This is a genomic window from Thermopetrobacter sp. TC1 (assembly GCF_000746275.1).
Classification (GTDB): domain Bacteria; phylum Pseudomonadota; class Alphaproteobacteria; order Rhizobiales; family Aestuariivirgaceae; genus Thermopetrobacter.
The window spans coordinates 597359-621870 of sequence record NZ_KN050828.1; the positions used below are offsets into that span (position 1 = coordinate 597359).

Below are 24512 nucleotides of genomic sequence, written 5' to 3' on the forward strand. Positions count from 1 at the left end.
GGTGAGCATGGCGGGCTTGCGGGCACAAGGGTCATTTCATCAGTCAGGACCAGGCAGCATGCAGCAGGATCGGGAACGGGACACGATTTTTGCCTTGTCTACGGGGCAGGGGGCGGCGGCAATCGCCGTGATCCGCATCAGCGGGCCACGGGCCGGTGATGTCTTAAGATCGCTCACAGGCCGGAATTTGCCCGAGGCGCGCAAGGCCGTGGTGCGATCGATCCGTGATCCGGAAACTGGTGAGGTGGTGGATGAGGCGCTGGTGCTGTGGTTTCCGGGGCCGGGCAGTTTTACGGGCGAGGACAGTGCGGAAATTCATGTGCATGGGTCACCGGCGGTGGTGCGCCGGGTTCTGGGCATTCTGCAAGGCATGCCGGGCCTGCGTCTGGCGGAAGCGGGAGAATTCACCCGACGCGCCTTCGAGAACGGGCGCTTGAGTCTGCATGAGGTGGAAGGGCTTGCCGATCTTGTCAAGGCGGAGACAGAACTGCAAAGGCGGCAGGCCCTGCTGGCGGCACGCGGCAAGGGGCGGGAGACTTTCGAGGGATGGCGGGAAGATCTGATCCACATTCTTTCGCGGTTGGAAGCGGCCATCGACTTTTGCGAGGAAGAGGATATCGCGGAACAGGCGCTGGAAGGGATCGACGCCAAATTGGAGACGCTGTATGCCGCTTTGAAAAAGGCGCTGGCTGAGGCGGAAGGCGGGCAGAGGGTGCGCGAAGGGTTTACCGTGGTCATTGCCGGTCCGCGTAATGCGGGCAAGTCTTCCCTGTTGAACGCACTGGCGCGCCGGGATGTGGCGATTGTTTCCAGGCTGGCGGGAACGACGCGGGATGTGATCGAAGTGCAGCTGGATATTGGCGGGCTTCCGGTCACGCTGGTTGACACCGCGGGATTGAGTGCATGGCCCGACAGGGACGATGATGGCGATCGAAACGCTGAAAATGAGGGCGGAACAGACGAGCCTTTGTCTCATGAGGATATCGAACGGATCGGACAGGAACGGGCGCGGGAAGTGCTTGAGCGGGCCGATCTTGTCTTGTGGCTGTCAGCGCCAGATGTGGAAGGCATCGATGTGCCGCACATGGATTCGGAAACGATCCGGGTTCTGAACAAGGCCGATCTTATCGATTCTGATGCGGAACGATATCGGCAGGACTGGGATGTGGTGATCTCGGCGAAAACGGGCACAGGCTTGCGCGCATTGGAGGAGCGAATTGGCGCCTGCCTGCGGGATCGTTTTGTGCTGGAAGCGCCTTCCTTGATCACACGGGCACGCCAGAAGCAGGCGCTGGAGGAGGCTCTGGCGCGGCTTGATCAGGCGCGGGAGGATCTGAAGGCCGGCCTGCTGGAACTGGCGGCGGAAAACGTGCGCCTGACAGTGCGGGCGCTGGAGCGGCTGATTGGGCGGATAGATGTGGAAGACCTGTTGGATTCAATCTTTTCAGAATTCTGCATCGGAAAATGATTTTCCGGGCATGGTTGCCGGATGGTTAGAGAAGTGTTTCACGTGAAACACAAATCCGGAGAGTCAAGCGGAAAATGCGTTTTCCCCTCTTTTCCACAGTCCATGATCTGTGGATTTTGGGGACAGATGATGCTCTCAGGACAACGTGGCTTGTGATCGGCAATCGGGTATTGCGTGCCGGGGCCTGCAAAATGCTCCTAAGGCCATCGAATGGATTCGGCCCTGATCCAGTGAATGGATGAATGGCAGAGACAGCATGAAAGAAGGTTATGACGTCATTGTCGTTGGTGGTGGTCATGCCGGATGTGAGGCGGCGGCGGCAGCTGCGCGCGCCGGGGCGGACGTGGCGCTGATCACGCACCGGTTTGATCGCATAGGCGAGATGTCGTGCAACCCGGCCATCGGCGGCCTGGGCAAGGGGCATCTCGTGCGTGAGGTGGATGCGCTCGACGGGCTGATGGGCCGGGTGGCCGATCAGGCCGGGATCCAGTTTCGCCTGCTCAATCGTTCGCGCGGGCCGGCGGTGCGCGGGCCGCGGGCACAGATGGACCGGGCGCTTTATCGGCGTTTCATGCAGCAGGCCATTCGTGAGCAGGATGGATTGACGGTCATCGAGGGAGAGGTGGCCGCGCTGGAATTTTCGCCTCAGGATCATGTCACGGGCGTCAGACTGGCTGACGGGCGTCTGCTTGATGCGCGTGCGGTGGTGCTGACCACAGGCACGTTTCTCAACGGGCTCATCCATCTTGGCGAAAAGAGCTGGCCGGCGGGGCGGATGGACGATCCCCCGGCGCGGATGCTTTCGGAAAGCCTGCGCCGGCTGGAACTGCCGCTCGGGCGGCTGAAAACGGGAACACCCCCGCGGCTGGATGGCCGCACCATTGATTACGAGCGGCTGCAGGAACAGCCGGGAGATGAGGACCCGGTGCCGTTTTCCTTTCTCACGGAGCGGATCGAGCGGGAGCAGGTGGTCTGTCACATCACGCATACGACGGAAGAGACTCACCGCATCATCCGCGACAATCTGCATCGTTCGGCGATGTATTCCGGCCGTATCGAAAGCCGGGGGCCGCGCTATTGTCCCTCGATCGAGGACAAGATCGTGCGCTTTGCCGAAAAGCCCTCGCACCAGATCTTTCTGGAGCCGGAGGGGCTTGATGATCACACGGTCTATCCCAACGGGATTTCAACGTCCCTGCCGGAAGAGGTGCAAAGGGCCTATGTGGCGTCGATCCCCGGATTGGAAAATGCGGTGATGATCCGGCCGGGCTATGCCATCGAATATGATTACGTCGATCCGCGCGTGCTCAATGCGGCGCTGATGGTGGAGAAGGCGCCGGGCCTGTTTCTGGCCGGTCAGATCAACGGCACCACCGGGTATGAGGAAGCGGCGGCGCAAGGAGTCCTAGCCGGGATGAACGCGGCACGGTTTGCGTCTGGCAAGGGGTTCGTGACCGTCTCGCGGGCGGATGGTTATCTCGGTGTCATGGTGGATGATCTGATCACGCGCGGGGTGACGGAGCCCTATCGCATGTTCACGTCCCGGGCGGAATATCGCCTGAAATTGCGGGCGGACAATGCCGATGAGCGTCTAACGCCGCTCGGTATTGCAGCCGGCATCGTGGGGCCGGAGCGGCAGCGCCTTTTTCGGCGCAAGATGGAGATGATCAGGGCCGTGCACGAGATGGCACGGGCGCGGACGCTCACGCCAGGCGAGGCGCAGCGTCATGGTATTGCGGTCAATCAGGACGGGCGGCGGCGTGATGTGATCGCCCTTTTGGCCCTGCCGTCCGTTGATCTCGGCACGATCATGCGTATCTGGCCGGAGTTTGGCCGCTTTCCCGCCGATGTGCTGGAGCGGCTGGAGGTGGAGGCCGTTTATGCCGGGATCATGAAACGCCAGGAGGCGGATATCGCCGCCTATCTCAAGGACCATGCCGTGCGCATCCCGCCGGGGTTTGACTATGCAGCCCTGCCGGGCCTGTCCAATGAGCTGCGGGAAAAGCTGGAGGCCACGCGTCCGGAAACACTGGCGCAGGCTGCGCGCATCGATGGCATGACGCCGGCAGCGCTTGCGCTCATCTATGCCGCCGTAAAGCGGGAGGCACGGGGGCAGGGCAGCAAAACACAGCATCCTGTAGCCAAACATCCTGCTGCGTGATTTCTTCCTTTGCGCCAAGCCTGTGGAAGAGCCATGTGCCCGCCCTTGGCAAGGGGCGTGGCGCGCGGCACAGTCCCTGTTGTCAACGGATGCGCAGAGGCAATCGATTCACAAGTGTCACGAAGGTCGCTATGCTTTCTTCCGATTCGGATGCTGATGCGGTGTGCCGCCATTTCGATGTTTCACGTGAATCATGCGCGCGCCTGCATTGTTACGTATCCGAACTGAAGAAATGGCAGCGCCGGATCAATCTGGTCGGACCGGGCACGCTGGACCGGGTCTGGGCGCGGCATGTGGCGGATGGGCTGCAAGTGATCCCGCATCTGCCCAGGGATGCGGATTGCCTCGTCGATTTCGGTTCGGGCAGCGGTGTGCCGGGTTTGGTGGTGGCGGCCGTCGTGAACAGCGGGCGTGTGGTGCTGGTGGAGAGTTCGTCAAAGAAGGTGGCCTTTTTGCGTCATGTAGCGCGTACGTGTGGGATCCGTGTCGAGGTGAGGCAGGCGCGGGTGGAGGCCTTGGATCCGGCGACTGTTTGTACGGGCGCGAAACGGATCGTGCTTTTGGCGCGGGCGCTTGCGCCGCTGACGCGGCTTTTGACGCTCGCCGCGCCCTGGTTTGCAATGGGGGCGGAAGCCCTCTGGCACAAGGGTCAAGATTTTGATAAAGAACTGAAGGAAGCCACAAGATATTGGGACTTGGATGTGGATATTTTGCCTTCGGAGATCGAAGGAGGTGGCGTGCTCCTTCATGTTCGATCGGCCAAGAGGCGCGCACAGACGCAGGCATGAGTCGAAAGAGCCTTGAGCATGAGGCAGGGAGATGGGGGTCATGAGCGAACGGAAGATGCCACGGATCCTGGCCATCGCCAATCAGAAGGGTGGCGTGGGCAAGACGACCACAGCCATCAATCTCGGTACGGCCCTGGCGGCGGTGGGCGAAACGGTGCTGGTCATCGACATGGATCCGCAGGGCAATGCCACCACGGGGCTTGGCGTGGATCGGCGGCGGCTTGTGCATTCCACTTACGAGATGCTCATCGGCGAGGTGACGCTGGATCTCGTGGTGTGCGAAACGGGCATTCCCGGGCTGGATTGCGCGCCTTCTTCTCTTGATCTGCTCGGTGCGGAGCTGGAGCTGGCCGATTTTCCGCGCAAGGCCTTTCGCCTGGCCGATGCAATCAGAACCATGGTAGAACACGGTAATCGTCAGTATACGTACATTCTCGTTGATTGCCCGCCCTCGTTGAATTTGCTGACGATCAACGCCCTGGCCGCGGCGGATGCCGTTCTGGTGCCGCTGCAATGTGAGTATTTCGCGCTGGAGGGGCTGTCGCAGCTTTTGAAGACGGTGGAGCGCGTGCGCAATTCGCTCAATCCGCGGCTGACGATCCAGGGCGTGGTCCTGACCATGTATGACCGCCGCAATTCCCTCTCCGAGCAGGTGGCGCAGGATGTGCGCTCCGTGCTGGGGGACAAGGTGTATCAGACGATCATTCCACGAAACGTGCGCGTTTCCGAGGCGCCGTCGCATGGCAAGCCGGTTCTGCTTTATGACAGCCGCTGCGCCGGTTCGCAGGCCTATATCCGGCTGGCTTCCGAAATCATCCGGCGGGAGAACGATCTGCGCGCGGCCTGACGACTTAAGGGCCCGTTCGCCATCACATGATCATGCCGCAGCTAGATGCGGGGCAATTGAGGCAGGAAAAATCGAGGGGCAGGAAGGAGAGACGTTCATCATGAGCGCTGCACCAAAGAAACGGCTGGGACGGGGGCTTGCCGCCCTTATCGGCGATGACGTGAGCGAAGAGAGTGTCATCGAGGCTGCGCGGGGCGGCGGGCTGAAAATGGTGAGCATCGCCGATCTCTCCCCCAATCCGCACAATCCGCGCCAGTTCTTCGATGAGGAAGAGCTCAACGAGCTGGCGGCCTCGATCCGGGACAAGGGCGTGTTGCAGCCCATCGTCGTGCGGCCGACGGATAGCCCCGGGCGCTATGAGATCGTGGCCGGTGAACGGCGCTGGCGTGCGGCGCAGAAGGCGGGCTTGCATGAGGTGCCCGTCGTAGTGCGCGAGCTTACCGAGGCGGAGGCGCTCGAAGTGGCGCTGATCGAGAATATTCAGCGCACCGATCTCAATCCGCTGGAAGAGGCCATGGGCTATGCGCAGCTCATGGAGCAGTTTGGCTATACGCAGCAGCAGCTGGCCGACGTGATCGGCAAGAGCCGCAGTCATATCGCCAATACCTTGCGGTTGCTCAATCTGCCCGATGACGTAAAGGCCATGATCCGGGAAGGGCAGCTCTCTGCCGGACATGCCCGGGCATTGATTGCCACGCGCGATGCCTCGGCGCTGGCGAGGCGGATCGTCAAGCTGGGTCTTTCCGTGCGCGAGGCGGAAAAGCTGGCCCGCGAGGAAGGCAAAAAGGAAGAGAAGCAGCCCCAGCAGCCGGCGCCCGATGATGGAATGCCGCCGCTGGAGACGAAAAGCGCGGACATCAAGGCCCTGGAGCGACAGATTGAGGATGCGCTTGGCCTTTCCGTGGAAATCGTGGACAAGGGGCGCAAGGGCGGGCGCATGATCATCTCCTATCGCAGCATGGATCAGCTGGATGAAATCTGCCGCCGGTTGCTGGGCGCCTTTGCCGGATAAGCGCTAACGCGTGATAAGCGAGGCGCCCGGATCGATTCATGAACGTAACGACCAAGAGCCCGTTCTATGCGGAACGGGCTCTTTCCATTTTATCCATGTGATCATGTGCTTTGACAGGAGCCGGTGTTCGGACCTACTATCAGGTCAATAATTCTGACCTTTATTGCAAGCACATCTCTCCTTCAAGGAGCTGCAACAACGAGGTCGGCCATGGCCCGGCATGTGGTTTCGCTTTCCGATCGGTATGACCTGAGCAAGACGCGGGTCATGCTCAATGGTTCGCAGGCGATCGTGCGTCTGATGCTCATGCAGAAGGCGCGTGATGAGGCGGCCGGGCTGAATACGGGCGGCTATGTAACCGGCTATCGCGGTTCGCCTCTGGGGGCGCTGGATGTGCATTTCGAGCAGGCCGAGGATCTGCTTCGGCCGAAGGACATCCTTTTTCAGCCAGGACTGAACGAGGAGCTTGCGGCAACGGCCATTTGGGGCGCGCAGCAGATCAATCTGTTCGGCGAGGGGGCGAAGGACGGCGTTTTCTGTGCCTGGTACGGCAAGGGGCCGGGTGTTGATCGCTCGGGCGATGTGTTTCGTCATGCCAACATTGCCGGCACGGCGCGCCATGGCGGCGTGCTCGTGCTGATGGGGGATGATCATGCCGCAGAATCCTCCACCGTGGCGCATCAGAGCGATTTTGCGCTCATCGATGCCATGATCCCCATTCTGAACCCCAGTGGCGTTCAGGAAATCATCGATTTTGGGCTGCTGGGCTATGGCCTGTCGCGCTATTCCGGCTGCTGGGTGGGGCTGAAGTGTCTGCATGATACGGTGGAATCCACCGCCGTTGTCGATGCCGGTCCGGATCGGGGGCGCTATGTGCTGCCGGATGATCATGCCCTGCCGCCGGATGGCCTGAACATACGCTGGCCGGATGAACGACTGGCGGCAGAGAAGCGGCTGCATGTGCACAAGCTGGAGGCGGCGAAAGCTTTCGCCCGGGCCAATGACCTGTATCGCACCGTGTGGTCTGCCGGTGATGGAGATGTCATCGGCATCATTTCCGCTGGCAAGAGCTGGCTGGATGTGCGCCAGGCGCTGATCGATCTCGGCATTGACGAGGCGCGGGCGCGTTCCTTAGGCCTGCGTCTGTTGAAGGCGGGCATGATCTGGCCGCTTGATGAACAGACGATACGCGCATTTGCCAGGGGCCTGAAAGCGATCCTGGTGGTGGAGGAAAAGCGCGCCATCATGGAGCCGCAGGTGCGCGACATTCTCTATGGCCTGGATGACAGGCCGGTGGTGATCGGCAAGCGGGATGCTGCAGGCGCGGCGCTTTTGCCGTCGCATGGCATTCTTGATGCCAACATGGTGGCACAGGCCATTGGCGCGCTTCTTTCCCTGCGGGGGGCACTGGATACCGATCTTGAGCAGGCGCTCAAGAACATCGCAAGGCGGCAGGAGAGGGCTGAGCGCATTCCGGATGATCTGGCGCGCAGCCCGTGGTTCTGTGCAGGATGTCCGCACAATACCTCAACCCGTTTGCCAGAAGGGGCGCGGGGTTATGCCGGCATTGGCTGTCACTGGCTGGTGCAGTTGATGCCGGAGCGCAGAACTCTCGGCGCGACGCAAATGGGCGGCGAGGGGGCGAACTGGATTGGCGAGGCGCCCTTCTCGCGCAGAACGCATGTGTTTCAGAACCTGGGTGATGGTACCTATGCCCATTCCGGCATTCTTGCCATCCGGGCGGCGCGGGCGGCCGGCGTGAACATTACCTTCAAGATCCTCTACAACGATGCCGTGGCCATGACCGGCGGTCAGGCGATCGATGGCGGGATCACGGTGCCGGATATTGCCTGGCAGGTGCGGGCCGAAGGTATTGAGCGCATTGCGGTGGTCATGGAAGAACCCGGCCGCTGGTCGCGGGCGGCCTTTCCGCCGGGCACGACGTTTCATCAGCGTAACGAACTGGATTCCCTGCAGAAGGAGCTGATGCAGGTGCCGGGCGTGTCCGTGCTCATTCATGATCAGGTCTGTGCAGCGGAGAAGCGCAGGCGGCGGCGGCGCGGCACCTATCCCGAGCCTTCCCGTTTCGTGGTGATCAATGAGCGGGTGTGCGAGGGCTGCGGCGATTGCGGCGTACAGTCGAACTGTGTGGCCATTGTGCCGGTGGAAACGTCCTGGGGGCGCAAGCGGCAGATCGATCAGTCAGTATGCAATGCCGATTATACCTGTCTGGACGGCCTGTGTCCGGCCATGGTCACGGTGGAGGTGCCGCAGGGCGAGGGCAGGAAAGCCAGAAAAACCGGATCGGGAGATATTCCTGCGCCACCGCCAGTGCCTGCCCCTGCCCTGCCATCGCTTGCACGGCCGTGGGCCATTGCCATCGCCGGCATTGGGGGCACCGGCGTTGTCACCATCTCGCAGATCATCGGCCATGCTGCCCATATCGCGGGCCTGGGCGCCGGTGTCATCGACATGTCGGGCATTTCGCAAAAGAACGGTACGGTGATCAGCCATGTGAAGATCGCGGCGCGGCCGGAGGATGTGCCGTCCATTCGTATCGCGGATGGATCGGCCGATCTTCTGCTGGGCTGTGATGTGCTGACCACGGCCTCGCGCCGTATTTTGCGCATGGCTCATGATGAGCGCACGGGTGCTGCCGTCAACCTTCACAAGGTCATGCCGGGTCAGTTTGCGACGAACCCGGATTTGGACTTTTCCGTGTCAGACCTGTTGAATCGCATATCGAGTCATGTCCGAAACGATATGCTTACGGCCGTGGATACGACCAAGGCGGCCAAGGATCTGCTCGGGGATGGCATCTTTGCAAACATGATGCTGCTGGGTGCGGCCTGGCAAATGGGGCTGGTGCCGGTGGATGCGGAGAGCATTGAGGATGCGATCCGTCTCAACGGCCGGGCGGTGGACCGCAACATCGCCGCCTTCCACTGGGGGCGGGCTTTGGCGCATGATTCGGATCTGCGGACGCGTTTCATTCCTGAAACCGATAAGGACGAGGCGCTTTCCCTCAAGGATGTTCTCGAAGAGGGACGCAAGCTGCTGACCGCATGGCAGGATGAGCAGGTGGCCGAGTCTTATGCCGCTTTCGTGACGAACGTGGCCGAGCAGGAGCGGGCGCGCACGGGACGGGATGACATTGCCCGAATGGTGGCGCGGCAGCTTGCCCGTCTGACGGCGCTGAAGGATGAATATGAAGTGGCACGGTTATATACAGAAGATCGCGCATTTTTCGATTCGATAGCGAAACAGTTTGGCGAAGAGGCGAAAGTGCGGCCCTGGCTGGCGCCGCCGCTTCTGAGCCGGCGTGATGAAAATAGAAGACCGCAAAAACGGGCGTTTGGCCCCTGGATCTGGAAGGTCATGCCGCTGCTTGCCCGCATGAAAAGTTTGCGCGGCAGCAGGCTGGATCCGTTCGGATGGTCAAAAGAGCGGCGGGCAGAGAGGCGCATCGCCGAGGTTTATCGGGAGGCTATCCGGCGCGCAATGAAGGTTCTTGGTTCTGACACGCACGAGACGGTCTTGAAGATCGCGGCAGATGCCGATCGCATTCGCGGTTTTGGGCCGGTGCGGTTGCAGGCGTTCGAGCGCTGGCGGGCGGAAGCGGAGAAGCAATTGCAACACATCGGCGCTTGAATGCCGGATGACATTTCGGGTCTCTTATTTCTCCGTTCATATTCTCGCGCTAAAACCGGGCCCATGATTCGCGCCGCATATGACTGGGTGATGCGACTGTCCGCCCACCACAACGCCACGTGGGTGCTGTTCGTCGTCGCCTTTCTCGAAAGTTCCGTCTTTCCCATCCCGCCGGATGCGCTGCTCATTCCGATGGGCCTGGCGCGGCATGTGCGCGTGTGGTGGTATGCCACCGTGTCCACCATCGCTTCGGTGCTGGGCGGGCTGGCGGGCTACATGATCGGATACTTTCTGTTCGATGCCATCGGGCAGCCGCTGCTTGCCTTCTATGGAATGGAAGAGAAATTCGCCACCTTCACGCAGTGGTATCAGGACAATGGCGCGGCAATTGTTCTCTTCGCCGGGATCACGCCCTTTCCCTACAAAGTGATCACCATCGCCAGCGGGGCGGTGGCGCTGAATATCTGGGTGTTTATGATTGCGTCCGTTGTTGCGCGGGCGGCGCGGTTCTATCTGCTGGCGGCGCTGCTCTACTGGTTCGGGCCGAAGGCGCGGGTTTTCATCGAACGCTATCTCGGCTGGATCACGCTGGCGGCCGGAATTCTTCTGGTCGGTGGTTTTCTCATTCTGCGCTATATATGATCGGCCGGAATGAAATTCGGAGCCCCGGCAGGGCGGGGCGCAGATGTCTCTTTAAGGAGCTTTAAGAGAGATGGCCGAGAAGCTTTCCGACCTGCCCATGGTGAAGGACAGAGTGTTTCTTGCCGCTGTCGGCGTTTTCTTGCTGGCCACGGCCGTCATTCTCACGGCACTGTTCTTTGAGCACATCATGAAATATCAGCCATGCGAACTGTGCTTTCTGCAGCGCAAGCCGTGGTATTTCACTGTTTCTTTCGGGCTTCTCATGGTCTTTTTCGCCAGCAAGGGCGAAACATGGGTGCGTTATGGCCTGATGCTCATAGGCGTGGTGCTGCTCATCAGCGCCGGTTTGGGCGCCTGGCATGCGGGCATCGAATGGAAATGGTGGCCGGGGCCGGCCTCCTGCACGAGTGGCGGCGGTTTGCAACTGGGCACGCTGCCGGATCTGAACCAGCGCGTGGTGCTGTGTGACGAGGCTCCGTTCCGTTTTCTCGGCCTGTCGTTTGCCGGCTGGAATTTCGTGATGTCCCTGATTGGTGCCGGCATTGCCTTCTGGGGCGCGTTTGACAACAGAAAGGCGTGATCCCTTTTCTCCCCTTCTGCGCCGTGAGGTGCAACGGCGTGGATCAGACCGGGGCGTCTTCCTTTTCTTCCTTGCTTTCCAGCTCGTCTAGGATTTCCAGAAGGATGTCGCTGATGCGATAGTCGCTGGGCGTGTAGATGCGGGAGACGCCGCACTGCTTCAGGATCAGCCGGTCTGGCGCCGGGATGATGCCGCCCACCACAACAGGCACGTTCTCAAGGCCGAAGACATGGCGTTTCGCCATGATTTCCTGCACTAGCGGCACGTGCGAGCCGGAGAGGATGGACAGGCCGATGACATCGGCCTCATGTTCCCGGGCCTGGGCGAGGATCTCTTCCGGCGTGAAGCGGATGCCGTCATAGCGAACGTCAAAGCCGGCGGCCCGGGCACGGGCGGCGATCTGTTCCGCACCGTTGGAATGACCATCCAGCCCCGGTTTGCCCACAAGCAGGCGCGGCGGGCGGCCGTGACGCTCTCTCCAGGCGGCGATGCGCTCTTTAAGCCGCTCCATGCCCTCGCCACGGGCAGGGGCCGTGGTCACGCCGGTGGGTGCGCGATATTCGCCAAAGACCTCGCGCAAGATCTCGCCCCATTCGCCGGTGGTCACGCCGGCGCGGGCGCAGGCGATGGAAGGCTCCATGATGTTGCGGCCTTCCGTTGCGGCGCGACGCAGTTCGGAAAGAGCCTTTTTTACCGCCTTTGGATCACGGCGCTCACGGAAAGCGCGCAGGCGGGCGATCTGTTCGGCCTCGACATGTTCGGGCACGGTCTGAATGGCTGCATCATCCTCGCCGGGGTTCAAAGGCGAGGGTTCGGTTTCTGTGAAGGCGTTCACACCCACAACTGTCATTTCGCCGGTCTCGATGGCGGCCATGCGTTCAGCATTGGCGGAAACGAGCCGTTGCTTGATCCAGCCGCTTTCCAGCGCCGGAAGCAAGCCGCCCATTTCCTCGATGCGGCGTATCTCTTCCCTGGCGGCGGCTTTCAGGCTTTCCACCGTTTCGGCAATCACAGGCGAGCCATCGAAAATGTCGTCGTATTCGAGCAGGTCGGTCTCGAAGGCCATGATCTGCTGCATGCGCAGGGACCACTGCTGATCCCACGGGCGCGGCAGGCCAAGGGCCTCGTTCCACGCCGGAAGCTGCACGGCACGGGCGCGCGCCTTCCTGGAAAGGACAACACCCAGCATCTCGATAAGGATGCGGTGAATGTTGTTCTCCGGCTGGCTTTCGGTGAGGCCGAGGGAATTGACCTGCACGCCATAGCGGAAACGACGGTACTTCGGATCCTCAACGCCGTAGCGTTCCTTGCAGATCTCATCCCACATCTCGGTGAAGGCGCGCATCTTGCACACCTCGGTGATGAAGCGCAGACCGGCGTTGACGAAAAAGGAAATGCGCCCCACTACGCGCGGAAAGTCCGCCTCGGGCACGGTGCCGGAATCCCGCACCATGTCGAGCACGGTGATCGCGGTCATCAGGGCATAGGCAAGCTCCTGTTCCGGGCGCGCGCCTGCCTCCTGCAGGTGATAGGAGCAGACGTTTGTGGGGTTCCATTTCGGCATTTCGGCATAGCACCAAGTGATGATCTGGCGCGTGAGCTCCAGGGAGGGGCCGGGCGGAAAGATGTAGGTGCCGCGGGAGAGGTATTCCTTGACGATGTCGTTCTGGGTGGTGCCGGCAAGCTCCTTGCGGGAGGCGCCCTGTTCCTCGGCCACGGCCACATAAAGCGCCAGCAGCCAGGCGGCCGGGGCGTTGATGGTCATGGACGTGTTCATGCGTGCAAGGGGAATGCCGTCAAAAAGGGCGCGCATGTCATCGATGTGACAGATGGGTACACCCACCTTGCCCACCTCGCCCCGTGCGAGGGGATGATCGGAATCGAGGGCCACCTGCGTTGGCAGATCGAAGGCCACGGAGAGGCCCGTTTGCCCCTTGGCCAGGTTTTTGCGGAACAACCGGTTGCTGGCTTCCGCAGTGGAGTGTCCGGCATAGGTGCGGAAGATCCAGGGGCGATCGCGTTTTTTCTCTTTTTCGTCGGGGCGCGCGCTGCTCATGATGGATCGCGTGTCTTTCGTTCATCCTGTCTCGTTCATGCAAGCATGCGGACCAAGATGCGGCAAGACGGCCATTGGTATTCCGTCGTCACTGAAGGGAGAGGCGCATTAAAAGGCTCGACGAAGGTTGCGCTGACCAAGCCCCGCCCGATTGCCTAATATTCCCGGCCGAGGAAGACAAAGGAGCCATTTTGCGCGCCAAAGCCGGGAGAAAACGCCGCCATGATGCACGAGGGAGAGAAGAAGGATCTTTACGAGATCGGCGAAATTCCGCCTCTGGGGCATGTTCCGGAAAAAATGTATGCGTGGACGATCCGCAAGGAGCGCCACGGCGAGCCGGACAAGGCCATGCAGGTGGAGGTCGTGCCCACGTGGGACATTGCCGAGGATGAGGTGCTCATCCTCGTTCTCGCTGCCGGCGTCAATTACAATGGCGTCTGGGCCTCTTTAGGCAAGCCGATTTCGGTTCTGGACGTGCACAAGCATCCCTATCACATTGCCGGATCGGATGCGGCGGGTATCGTGTGGAAAGTGGGTTCGCGGGTGAAGCGCTGGAAAGTGGGCGATGAAGTCGTCGTTCACTGCAACCAGGATGACGGCGATGATGAGGAATGCAACGGCGGCGATCCCATGTTTTCGCCAAGCCAGCGCATCTGGGGCTATGAGACGCCGGATGGCTCCTTTGCACAGTTCGCCCGGGTGCAGTCCCGCCAGCTGATGCCGCGGCCGAAGCACCTCACCTGGGAGGAATCCGCCTGCTATACGCTAACCCTGGCCACGGCCTATCGCATGCTGTTCGGACACAGGCCGCATACCTTAAAGCCCGGACAGAACGTGCTGGTCTGGGGCGCCTCGGGCGGGCTGGGCTCCTTTGCGGTACAGCTGTGCGCCGCCACGGGCGCCAATGCCATTGGCATCATTTCCGATGAATCCAAGCGCGATTACGTGCTGTCCTTAGGCGCGCGCGGCGTAATCAACCGGCGGGATTTCTCCTGCTGGGGGCGAATGCCGGACGTGAACACGCCGGAATATGCCGAATGGCTGAAGGAAACACGGCGGTTCGGCAAGGCCATCTGGGAATATACGGGCAAGGGAGTCAATCCGGATATCGTCTTTGAGCATCCGGGCGAGGCGACGTTTCCTGTTTCCTGCTATGTGGTGAAGCGCGGCGGCATGGTCGTGTTCTGTGCGGGCACCACGGGCTATAACATCACGTTTGATGCCCGCTATGTCTGGATGCATCAGAAACGCATCCAGGGCTCGCATTTCGCACATCTGAAACAGGCAGCCAGCGCCAACCGTCTCGTTATCCAGCGGCGAATCGATCCCTGCATGTCCGAGGTGTTTCCCTGGGAGCAGATCCCGGCGGCTCACATGAAGATGTACCGCAACGAGCACAAGCCCGGAAACATGGCCGTGCTCGTGGGATCACCGCGGCCGGGGCTGAAGACCTTCGAGGACGTGCTGGAGGCCTCGCGCGCCCGCTTCGGATAAAAAAGGCCGGTCAAGCATGCATGAATAGGCCGGGTTCCGGCGGGGGCGGTGCCGTGGTCAGGATGCCGGCGCCTTGGCCTCTTGCGGCATGGGCGGAGGGCAGTTGGAGGGCGTAATGCCCAAACGCTCCTCGGCTTCGCGGATGGCATTGAGGGTGGCTTCCCAGGTAAAGGAGAAATAGTGGAAACCCTCGCCCTCGATCTTGTCCTCGTCCAGATCGTGCACAACCTTCTGCAACAGGCCGTAGAGCTCCTGTCGCAGGGCGGCGAGTTTGTCCGGATCATCGGTCTTTCTCGCCTGTTCGGCTATCCGCACGAGATCCAGGTTATAGACGTCCACACGGCCTTTCTGGCGCTCCAGCCAGCGGCGGCGCAGCCACATGAGGGATGAGAACATAACGGCGGCGATGGAGAAGAGCACACCGATGACCTCGGCGTTTTCCTGCAGGAACGAAGGCTGGTCGCGGTTGTAATAGGCCAAAGCGCCTTCGTGCACGGGCAGAATGGTGCCGCCATCCAGATCCGGCTTGGTGACGAGGTTGGCCAGATGGGAGTAGATGGACAGGTCGCGGCGGTTTTCAAAAAGAACCGCGGTGATCAGGCGCACGATATCCGGATCGACATCTGAGCGCGTTACCAGCATGCGCTGCGCGGCAACGGAAGGGATTGTCGTTTCGGGAAGAGGCGGCTTGCCTGCGTAAAGGCCGGCGGGGATTTCCACCACCTGCAAGGATGCGCGGCGCTTGGTCATGGCCTCGGCCTGCTCGATGGGCAGGATGCGGATGTCGGTGCTTTCGGCGAGCCAGCGAATGTGCCGGTCGCCGGGCGGGAGCATCATGAACATGCCGGCCACCTCGCCGCGGCGCAGGGCGCGCAGGGCATCCTTCTGCGAAAGCGTGATCGGCCGCATCTTTTCCGGGTTGAGGCCATATTGCCCGATCAGAAACCAGAAGGAGCGAAAGGCGCTGGTCTTGTAAGAGGGCACCGCCATGCGCCGTCCTTCCAGCTGGTAGATGGACTTGATACCGGAATCGGTCCGCACCACCAGATGATAGGTATCGGGATAGAGATTGGCGACGAGCGAGAAGCTCGGGCGGGTGACGGCATCGGAAGGAATGGCAGCGAAATCCACCGCGCCGTCTTCCAGAAGCTGGATGTTGTGGGCGGGATCCTCGCTGGGGATGAGAACGACGTTCACATCCGGATCGCGCTTGTGGGCGAGCTTGGCAACGGCCTCAAGAAGCTCGCGCACGTCACTGCCCGTGCGATCGGCAGCGATGCGGACGGTAATGGGGCCGCCTTCGACATAATGGAAATAATAATAGAGCCCGCCCGCCAGCATCAGCGACAGGATGAGTGGAATCAGCGCAAGGAAAAGACCGCGCCGATTGACCGTATCCTCTATGCGCTCATGCTCCTCAACCGAATCCTCAGGCTCGGCAGGAGCGGGCTCTTGCCTGCGTTCGGTCATGAATTCCGTTTGCCGAATTGCCGCATCTTCATCGGACAGGGAACCCATCGTTTTCAGGGATGGTTCAGTGGGCCGAATTTGCTGCAAAAGCCCCAGTCTGTCAAAGGCGTGGATATTTTCGCAATAGGTTTTGCAGCCCCTGATGCGGCATCATCATTTTACTCGCCACCGCAAACCTTGGCCGAAAGCTCTGTCCTTAAAACGCGGGGGTGAATAATTCGACTTTCTGTTTTTCGACGGTATGTTGAAGCGGTTTTGTTGTGTGTGGGCCGGTTTTGCGTCAAGCAATACGCATGTGATCCTTTTCAAGATCCGGCTGTCGGCAAGAGTCAGATTTCTTCGCGAGGTATGGGGAATGCCCCTGTTTTTCCATTTTCCCTGTTTTGAGTGATCAGACTGTCCTGCAGCCGTTGCAGGCGCGTGGCCGAGACATGGGCAAACTGAATAAGCAGCGCCTTGCGCCGGGCCGCCGGCAGAGTGCGGCGCACGGCCTTACGGATGATCTCGCCGCCCCAGCGGTCGGCCACGATCAGGCCCTCATCCACAGGGGTCAGATCATGCGGCAAGTGCGCAGGTACGGCAAAGTAAAACCGGTCGCAAAAGGGCAGATAGTCGGGCCACTTGCCATCGGCCCGGAAATCCTCCGCCGAGGATTTCACTTCCACGATCGTGATTTCACCGCGAGCGGTCACCGCCATGACATCGGCGCGGCGACCATTGGCAAGCGGCACCTCCGAAAGCACAGCCTGCCCCGCCGCCGAAAGCAGGCGCATCACGCCGGCACAGGTCTCCCGTGTGAGCCAGGCACGAGTGCCATCGCCGTTATTGCGGCCCGTCCGCGCCATGAGATGATTCCACCTGAACTGGTCTCTTCCCGATTGCCTGTCGGATGTGATCCCGTCTCAGGCACTTCCGCTGCCTTCAAGGCGCAGAAGATCATGCACATGCACAATGCCGATCGGTCGGTCGGCATCATCCACCACGAACACCACCGTGATCTTGTTGCGGTTCAGAAAATCCAGCGCCGCCACCGCCAGCGTGTCCGGTGGCAGGGTCTTGGGATTTTTCGTCATGATCTCGCCAGTGGTGCGCGAGAGCAGATCCGGGTTCTGTTCCATGGCCCGGCGCAGGTCACCATCAGTGATGATGCCGATGAGCCGCCCCTTGTCATCAACGATGCCCAGCGTGCCGAAACGATGCCCGGTCATGACCAGCAAGGCCTCGCGCATGGGCGTTTCAGGACCGGCAAGCGGCAGCTCCTTTCCCGTGTGCATGATATCCCGCAAATGCTGCAGCAGCGCGCCGAGATTCCCCCCGGGGTGGAAGGAATGAAATTCCTCCTTCGTCAGACCTTTAAGTTCCGCCAGAGTCACGGCCAGGGCATCGCCCAGCGCCATCTGCATGGTCGTGGATGTGGTCGGCGCCAGGCCAATGGAACAGGCCTCAGGGCTCTTGGGCAGCAGAAGGGTATGATCCGCCTCCTTGGCCAGAGCGCTGTTTGCCCGCGCTGTCATCGCGATCAGGGGGATCGAACGGCGGCGCACATACTGGATCATGGGGGCAAGCTCCGGCGTCTCGCCAGAGTTGGAGATCATGAGCACCGCATCCTTGTTGGTGATCATGCCCATGTCGCCATGACTGGCCTCGGCCGGATGAACATAGAAGGATGGCGTGCCGGTGGAGGCGAGCGTGGCGGCAATCTTGCGCGCCACATGGCCGCTCTTGCCCATGCCGGAGAGGATGACGCGCCCCTGTAAGGACAGGATCAGCCGCACCACGTCTGCAAAGACATGCCCCATGCCATCGCCAAGGGCGGAAAGAAGGTCCTGCAGGCCTTTGCACTCTGCTTTTACTGCACGAACCGCGGCATTGATGATTCGTGCATCCTCTTCCGTCCTCACAGAAGGTTTCGGCTCGTTCATCCTTTCCTCTCCGAAATCGGGCGTTCTCGTCATGGCCGTCCCGTTCCCGGTCGCGCCTTAAACCGGCCGTTAACCATGACGGGCAATCATGGCCGCATTGATAAAGAGCGCGCCTCGCCGTGGCAACCGGCAGCGTTCGCACAATCAGGGCATCCGGGAACGACGCATGACCTTTCGGCACGTTCACGCAATCAGGGCATATTCCGCGCTAAGGCCTTTGCTGCTTTCGGCAGGGGTGATGATTGCTGCTTCGTCTTCCGCCATCGCGCAGGAGGCGAGCTCTCCGTCCGGAAGCGTGCGTCCCCTGGGGCTTCGCGCTGGCGCGTTCCTTCTCTATCCCGAGCTTGAAGCCGATGCCATCGTCACCGATAACGTCAACCAGACAAAACATGGCCGCAAGGCGGATATTGGCGAGCGCACCAGCATCGGCCTGCGCCTGAACAGCAACTGGTCGCGCCATGCCCTCTCCTTCTCCCTGACGGGACAGGATATCGTCTGGTCCCGCATCGGGCTGGACGAACTTACGCTTTCCTCAACTGCCGCGCTTCGTCTCGATGTCCGGCGCAATCTGAAAACAACCCTGCGCGCCGGATATGATCTCGGGCATGAGAAGGACAGTCCCAAACGCCTCATTCATACGCTCACCGGCGCCGTGGAAACGGAATTCGGCGCAGGCCGCCTGCGTCCGGCCCTGACTCTGGGCGTCATGCGCGTGTTCTATGACGATCGTGGCCTTGAGGGGCGGCTGCGCAACCCGAGTGACGAGGATTACATAGAGCCTTCCGCCGCATTGAGGCTGGAATGGGACACCGGCGCCATGATCCGCCCCTATGTGGAAACCGGTGGGGATATGCGCCTGCATGACCGCTCCCGTGATTCCAGCGGCAATAAGCGCGACACCCATGGCATGTATGGCGAAATCGGCCTTGTCTTCGACGATGCTGTCTGGAGCGGTCGCATTGGCCTGCGCGGCGCCATCCGCCATTATGAGGATGATGCCTATGCCGACATTCGTGGCCTGGGCCTCAATGCCGCACTCGCCTGGCGCCCCACGCGGCTGACCACCGTGGACTTCTCCGCCGGTTTCGCCATCGATGAAACCACCACTGCCGGCGCCCGCGCCGTAAAGCGCAGTACCGCCAACATCCGCATAACCCATGCGCTGCGCCAAAACTTCGAAGTGGGGGGAAACTTCGGTATCGAGCATGATGACTACGTGGGCAGCGCCTTGCGCGAAACCGTGTTGCGAACCGGGCTGGATGCCTCTCTCAGCTTCTATGACGGTCTTGCCCTCATTGCCGCCTGGTCATTGGAACGCCAGTTCAGCACCGAAAAGGGCGGAGACTATCTGGAAAACCGCTTCACTCTCGGCTTGCGCTGGAAACCCTGATGGTTGCGAGAACCCGCACGCCAATGCGCGCAAGGCCGTTGACTTTTCCACAAGGTGCGGTCTATATCGCGCCAGAACGGATTTCCGGCAGGAATGGCACCCACCGCGCCGCAAGAGCCCGACATTTCCGGGCGGATAGCGGCACGGTGGCAGTTTTTCTGCCCGCAACACGTTTTTCGAGGACAGCGCCATGAACATCATCGAACAGATCGAGAAGGAGCAGGCGGAACGGATCGCCGCCAAGCGCCCGATCCCGGATTTCCGCCCCGGTGATACCGTCGTGGTGGCCGTGCGCGTGAAGGAAGGTGACCGCTCCCGCATTCAGAACTTTGAAGGCGTGGTCATCGCCCGCAACGGCTCCGGCCTCAACGAGAGCTTCACCGTGCGCAAGATTTCCTACGGCGAGGGTGTGGAGCGTGTCTTCCCGCTCTATTCTCCCAATATCGAGGAGATCAAGGTGGTGCGCTATGGCAAGGTGCGCCGCGCCAAGCTCTATTACCTCCGCGGCCGCACCGGCAAGGCCGCACGCATCCCCGAGCCCGGCCCGCAGCGCATGAGCAAGCGCCGCGCCCGCAACGAGGAGATCCTCAAGGCCCACGCCGAGAAGGCTGCAGCGGCGCAGGCGGACAACGGCGATGCGCAGGAAGAGGGCAACGAGGGCTGACCGCTCCTTTTCGCCGATGTTTGCCGGCAAGATGAAACAGGCAAAATGAAACAATGAGAAAGGGGCGGATGCGAAAAGCGTCATCCGCCTCTTTTGCATTCGGAAACGATGGACAGGCATGCCCATCGTTCCTAATTTCTCTCAACGGAAAGGTTGAAAACCGTTTCCCGCATGCGCTGCAGCACGGGGAAACGCATAGAACAGATCTCGCGATCAGGGCAGGAGCGACATGACCGGCCGTACGCTTTATGACAAGATCTGGGATGCCCATGTCATTGAGAACCGGGACGACGGCACGTCCCTGATCTGGATCGATCGCCATCTCATTCATGAGGTCACAAGCCCGCAGGCCTTTGAAGGACTGCGCCAGAGCGGCCGCCGTGTCCGGCATCCGGAGAAGACCCTGGCGGTCGTTGATCACAACGTGCCGACCACCGATCGCAGCAAGGGCATCGACGATCCCGAATCCGCCCTGCAGATCGAGACCCTGCGCAAGAACTGCGAGGAATTCGGCATCACCTATTTCAACGAGCATGACCCGCGGCAGGGCATCGTGCATATCGTCGGCCCCGAGCAGGGCTTCACCCTGCCCGGAACCACCATCGTCTGCGGCGATTCCCACACCTCCACCCATGGCGCTTTCGGTGCGCTTGCTCATGGCATCGGCACCTCCGAGGTGGAACACGTGCTCGCCACCCAGACGCTGATTCAGAAAAAGGCGAAGAACATGCGGGTATGGGTCAACGGCACCCTGCCCGATGGCGTCACCCCGAAGGATGTCATTCTCGCCATCATCGGCGAGATCGGCACAGCCGGCGGTACCGGCTATGTCATCGAATACGCCGGCAAGGTCTTTGAGGACATGTCCATCGAAGGCCGCATGACCGTGTGCAACATGTCCATCGAGGCCGGCGCCCGCGCCGGCATGATCGCGCCGGATGAAAAGACCATTGAATATTTCCGTGGCCGCCCCATGGCGCCGAAAGGCGAAGCCTGGGAGAAGGCCGTGGCCTACTGGCGCACGCTTAAGAGCGATCCCGATGCGGTCTTCGACAAGGAAGTGGAGCTCGATGCCGCCAACCTTCCGCCGCTCGTTACCTGGGGCACATCGCCGGAGGACGTCGTGGCCATCACCGGCGTCGTTCCCGATCCCGCCGATATTCAGGACCCCGAGCGGCGGGCCATGGTGGAGCGCAAGCTGGAATACATGGGCCTGCGCCCCGGTCAGAAAATGACCGATATCACCATCGACCGTGTCTTCATCGGATCCTGCACCAACGGCCGCATCGAGGATCTGCGTGCCGCCGCCGAGATCGTCCGCGGCAAGAAGGTGGATGAACGCGTCCGCGCCATGGTCGTGCCCGGCTCCGGCCTCGTCAAGCAGCAGGCGGAGGCCGAAGGGCTGGACAAGGTCTTCAAGGAAGCCGGCTTCGAATGGCGCGAGCCGGGCTGCTCCATGTGCCTGGCCATGAATGCCGACCGGCTTGAGCCCGGGGAGCGCTGCGCCTCCACCTCGAATCGCAACTTCGAGGGCCGCCAGGGATACAAGGGCCGCACCCATCTGGTCTCGCCCGCCATGGCGGCAGCGGCGGCCATCGCCGGTCATTTCGTGGATATCCGCAGCTGGACCTGAGAAAGCCAATGGAGCAAGGCGCGTCATGAGGCGCGCCTCTGCCTCTCAGGCGCGAGAAGATTAATCATCATGCGCGCAATTGGTGCAAAAAGCCTTGCCAATTGTGGCGAATACGTGTAGGAACCGTGACCGCCATTTGGCATCTTTTTTCGGAACTGTTCAGGGGGCGTTAATCATGACACTGTTATCCATGCATGGCGAGTCTGCGACCACTGTCGCAGACAACGAGGGGGACAAACACATTTCTTCGGGAGAAGCGAACGCCATGCAGGTTTCTCAGGCTGACGCGAGGTTCTTGCGCAACATCCTTGTGGCGCTCATTCTTTCCACCGTCGCCGTGGGGGCGGCCGCCGGGTTTGCCGCTGTCAACGGGGGCATGGATACACAGCCGACCGTTCTGGCCGCTGATCGCTGAACGCGGGATTTCGACCTGAAAACGAAAAAAGCGTTTCTCCCTTCCCCGTTCGGGAAAGGGAGAGCTTTCTTGCGCCGAATTTCGGCCTCAGTGGATGGATCTCCGCACCAAGTCCCAATGTGAGGCGTAAGGAAGCGCTGATCGCTTATCCTTCCTCATGGATGGAGAAGGCGGCCGGATCCACCGGCAGATAGCGCGCACCCCAATTGCCGGGTTTTTCCTCGAAGACACCGGCACAGCGTTCGCCACAATTGCGGCAGTGCCCCTTGTTGACGAGATTCCAGGCCGTCAGCTCATAGCCCATGCGGCCGATCAAGAGCTCGCCGCAGTTGTGGCAATAGGTATTCTGTCCCTCCGAATCCACGATATTGCCGGTGTAGACATAGCGCAGGCCCTGTTTCATGGCGATGCGCCGTGCCTTCATCACCGTCTGCGGCGGCGTGGGCGGCACGTCCTTCATCCGCCAGGTCGGATAGAAGGCCGAGAAATGCAGAGGCACATCCGGCCCCAGATGATCATGAATCCACCGCGACATCGCGGCGATCTCCTCATCGGAATCATTGTGGCCGGGGATGAGCAGCGTGGTGATCTCCAGCCAGCAATCCGTCTCGTGATAGATGTAGCGCAGCGTATCAAGCACGGGCTTGAGGTGACCGCTGGCCAGCTTGCGATAGAAATCCTCCGTGAACCCTTTCAGGTCCACATTGGCGGCATCCATCTTGGAGAAGAACTCCTTGCGCGGCTCCTCCTCGATGTATCCGGCCGTCACCGCGATGGTCTTGATCCCGGCCGCATGACAGGCATCGGCGACATCCAGGGCATACTCAAGGAAGATCACCGGATCGTTGTAGGTGAATGCCACCGAGCGTGAGCCCGTGGCCCGCGCCATGCGCACGATTGTTGCCGGATCGGCCTCGCGCTGGATTACGTCATCCTTGCGTGCTTTGGAGATGTGCCAGTTCTGACAGAACTTGCAGGTCAGGTTGCAGCCCGCGGTCCCGAAAGACAACACCGGCGTGCCCGGCAGAAAATGATAGAGCGGCTTTTTCTCCACCGGGTCCACGCAAAATCCGGAAGAGCGCCCCCATGTGGTAAGCACGAGATCGCCCTTCTCATCCGCGGCCCGCACATAGCACAGGCCGCGCTGCCCCGGTTTCAGGCGGCATTTGCGCGGACAGAGCTCGCAGACCACCCGACCATCCTCCAGCCGGCTCCAGTAGCGTGCCGGCACGCCTTCGATGCGCTCATGCTCGTGTTCATGTCCGCTCATGGCCGCCTCCGTATTCAAGCATGCAGAAGCGCCGGCCCCTTCCGGCTCTTGGAAGATGCCCTTGCTCTTCATATCTGGGATGTAGGAACGAGGTATGAAATAACAAGGAGATGCATCATGCCCGGCATTCGTCCGCCCGCCGTCGCAGGCATGTTCTATCCTGCTGACGCGGATGAGTTATCCCGTTGGGTGCGCACAATGCTCGTGGAAGCCGAGCAGGATGTGCCGCCCATGCAAAACGTCAAGGCCATCATCGCCCCGCACGCCGGCTATGTTTATTCCGGGCCCATCGCCGCGCATGCCTTCGCCGCGCTGAAAGAAGCGGCAAAACGGGGAGATGTTCATCGCATCGTTCTCATGGGGCCGGCGCATACCATGCCGGTCATCGGCATCGCCGCCCCCGCCTGGGACGGGTTTGCAACGCCTCTTGGCGTGGTGCCGGTGGATACCGAGGCCCGCGCCCGCATTGCGGCCCTTCCGCAGGTGCATGTGGACAACGCCCCGCATGCCCGCGAGCATGCGCTGGAGGTGGAACTGCCCTTCATCCAGACACTGTTTCCGGATGTTCCGGTGCTGCCGCTCGTGGTCGGTGAGACAACGCCGGAAGAGGTGGCGGAAGTGATGGAAGCGCTGGATGACGGCCACACGCTGTTTATCATCTCTTCCGATCTGTCGCACTATGAACCCTACGAGCGGGCCCGCATGCATGATTCCATCACCGCCAAGCGCATCGAGGCCCTGGATTATGCCCACATTGGCCCGCATGATGCCTGTGGTGTGCGGCCGCTTTCCGGCCTGCTTTATGAAGCGCGCAAGCGCGGATGGCGGCCCGTTCTTCTCGATTTTCGCAATTCCGGAGATACCGCCGGCGACAAGTCCCGTGTTGTCGGCTATGGCGCCTGGGCCTTTGCTGCCTGAAGAGTCTGAAACCGCGCCGACCATCCAAAATGAAGGGTTTTCTCGCGGTCTCCTGGAGCAATTGGCATATTGCCGGTTGCTCCATTATGGTTTTTCGTCGAATAATCCTGCCTGAAGCGGGGGATTAACCG

General features: G+C 61.1%; 19 protein-coding genes. 14 read left to right on the forward strand and 5 right to left on the reverse strand.

What is annotated here, in order from left to right; all coding sequences use genetic code 11:
- Nucleotides 1-58 precede the first annotated feature (58 nt).
- From mnmE to EK16_RS06440, 8 genes are all read left to right on the forward strand, one after another.
- Nucleotides 59-1468 carry a tRNA uridine-5-carboxymethylaminomethyl(34) synthesis GTPase MnmE gene (gene mnmE / locus EK16_RS06405; protein WP_038035392.1) on the forward strand — a complete coding sequence of 470 codons (1410 nt, stop codon included), beginning with the start codon at nucleotides 59-61 and terminating at the stop codon, nucleotides 1466-1468.
- A 256-nt stretch (nucleotides 1469-1724) separates the two neighbouring features.
- Complete coding sequence (mnmG, locus tag EK16_RS06410) at nucleotides 1725-3629, forward strand: tRNA uridine-5-carboxymethylaminomethyl(34) synthesis enzyme MnmG (protein WP_081910322.1); 1905 nt, start codon at nucleotides 1725-1727, stop codon at nucleotides 3627-3629.
- Between the two features lie 131 nt (nucleotides 3630-3760).
- Complete coding sequence (rsmG, locus tag EK16_RS06415; RefSeq protein WP_051929016.1) at nucleotides 3761-4417, forward strand: 16S rRNA (guanine(527)-N(7))-methyltransferase RsmG; 657 nt, start codon at nucleotides 3761-3763, stop codon at nucleotides 4415-4417.
- Nucleotides 4418-4457: 40 nt separating this feature from the next.
- Complete coding sequence (locus EK16_RS06420) at nucleotides 4458-5264, forward strand: ParA family protein (protein ID WP_304413568.1); 807 nt, start codon at nucleotides 4458-4460, stop codon at nucleotides 5262-5264.
- A gap of 100 nt (nucleotides 5265-5364) precedes the next feature.
- Entirely contained in the window at nucleotides 5365-6276 is a 912-nt protein-coding gene (locus EK16_RS06425; protein WP_038035396.1) for a ParB/RepB/Spo0J family partition protein, read from the forward strand.
- A gap of 210 nt (nucleotides 6277-6486) precedes the next feature.
- Complete coding sequence (locus tag EK16_RS06430) at nucleotides 6487-9927, forward strand: indolepyruvate ferredoxin oxidoreductase family protein (RefSeq protein WP_038035398.1); 3441 nt, start codon at nucleotides 6487-6489, stop codon at nucleotides 9925-9927.
- Between the two features lie 63 nt (nucleotides 9928-9990).
- A complete protein-coding gene (locus EK16_RS06435) occupies nucleotides 9991-10569 on the forward strand; it encodes a YqaA family protein (protein ID WP_038035399.1) in 579 nt (192 codons plus the stop codon).
- 70 nt (nucleotides 10570-10639) lie between these two features.
- Nucleotides 10640-11149, forward strand: a complete 510-nt coding sequence (locus EK16_RS06440) for a disulfide bond formation protein B (RefSeq protein WP_051929017.1) — start codon at nucleotides 10640-10642, stop codon at nucleotides 11147-11149.
- A gap of 43 nt (nucleotides 11150-11192) precedes the next feature.
- Here EK16_RS06440 and EK16_RS06445 read toward each other — a convergent pair whose 3' ends face one another.
- Nucleotides 11193-13205 carry a methylmalonyl-CoA mutase family protein gene (locus EK16_RS06445; protein WP_038035401.1) on the reverse strand — a complete coding sequence of 671 codons (2013 nt, stop codon included), beginning with the start codon at nucleotides 13203-13205 and terminating at the stop codon, nucleotides 11193-11195.
- A 222-nt stretch (nucleotides 13206-13427) separates the two neighbouring features.
- On the opposite strand from EK16_RS06445, the gene ccrA reads away from it, so the two are divergent.
- Nucleotides 13428-14699 (forward strand): crotonyl-CoA carboxylase/reductase, encoded by a 1272-nt coding sequence (ccrA, locus tag EK16_RS06450; protein ID WP_038035404.1) that lies wholly within the window; start codon nucleotides 13428-13430, stop codon nucleotides 14697-14699.
- A 57-nt stretch (nucleotides 14700-14756) separates the two neighbouring features.
- On the opposite strand, the gene EK16_RS06455 is transcribed toward ccrA, so the two are convergent.
- The 3 genes from EK16_RS06455 to EK16_RS06465 all read right to left on the reverse strand — a co-directional run bounded on the left by EK16_RS06455 (nucleotide 14757) and on the right by EK16_RS06465 (nucleotide 18124).
- Nucleotides 14757-16169 carry a TAXI family TRAP transporter solute-binding subunit gene (locus EK16_RS06455; RefSeq protein ID WP_197059632.1) on the reverse strand — a complete coding sequence of 471 codons (1413 nt, stop codon included), beginning with the start codon at nucleotides 16167-16169 and terminating at the stop codon, nucleotides 14757-14759.
- Nucleotides 16170-16498: 329 nt separating this feature from the next.
- Nucleotides 16499-17014 (reverse strand): MmcB family DNA repair protein, encoded by a 516-nt coding sequence (locus EK16_RS06460; RefSeq protein ID WP_081910323.1) that lies wholly within the window; start codon nucleotides 17012-17014, stop codon nucleotides 16499-16501.
- A 57-nt stretch (nucleotides 17015-17071) separates the two neighbouring features.
- Nucleotides 17072-18124 (reverse strand): KpsF/GutQ family sugar-phosphate isomerase, encoded by a 1053-nt coding sequence (locus EK16_RS06465; protein WP_081910324.1) that lies wholly within the window; start codon nucleotides 18122-18124, stop codon nucleotides 17072-17074.
- 205 nt (nucleotides 18125-18329) lie between these two features.
- Between EK16_RS06465 and EK16_RS06470 the strand changes: the two genes are divergently transcribed.
- The 4 genes from EK16_RS06470 to EK16_RS06485 all read left to right on the forward strand — a co-directional run bounded on the left by EK16_RS06470 (nucleotide 18330) and on the right by EK16_RS06485 (nucleotide 22193).
- On the forward strand, nucleotides 18330-19481 hold the full coding sequence (locus EK16_RS06470; RefSeq protein ID WP_038035407.1) for an outer membrane beta-barrel protein: 1152 nt from the start codon (nucleotides 18330-18332) through the stop codon (nucleotides 19479-19481).
- A gap of 190 nt (nucleotides 19482-19671) precedes the next feature.
- Complete coding sequence (rplS, locus tag EK16_RS06475; RefSeq protein WP_038035409.1) at nucleotides 19672-20145, forward strand: 50S ribosomal protein L19; 474 nt, start codon at nucleotides 19672-19674, stop codon at nucleotides 20143-20145.
- A 229-nt stretch (nucleotides 20146-20374) separates the two neighbouring features.
- Nucleotides 20375-21778, forward strand: coding sequence for a 3-isopropylmalate dehydratase large subunit (leuC, locus tag EK16_RS06480; protein ID WP_038035411.1), 1404 nt, complete (start codon nucleotides 20375-20377; stop codon nucleotides 21776-21778).
- Nucleotides 21779-22043: 265 nt separating this feature from the next.
- Nucleotides 22044-22193, forward strand: a complete 150-nt coding sequence (locus tag EK16_RS06485; RefSeq protein WP_156098508.1) for a hypothetical protein — start codon at nucleotides 22044-22046, stop codon at nucleotides 22191-22193.
- Nucleotides 22194-22338: 145 nt separating this feature from the next.
- On the opposite strand, the gene amrS is transcribed toward EK16_RS06485, so the two are convergent.
- Nucleotides 22339-23463, reverse strand: coding sequence for an AmmeMemoRadiSam system radical SAM enzyme (amrS, locus tag EK16_RS06490; protein ID WP_038036145.1), 1125 nt, complete (start codon nucleotides 23461-23463; stop codon nucleotides 22339-22341).
- Between the two features lie 117 nt (nucleotides 23464-23580).
- Between amrS and amrB the strand changes: the two genes are divergently transcribed.
- Nucleotides 23581-24381: an AmmeMemoRadiSam system protein B gene (gene amrB, locus EK16_RS06495; protein WP_038035413.1), complete on the forward strand. Its 801-nt coding sequence runs from the start codon at nucleotides 23581-23583 to the stop codon at nucleotides 24379-24381.
- Nucleotides 24382-24512: the final 131 nt, after the last annotated feature.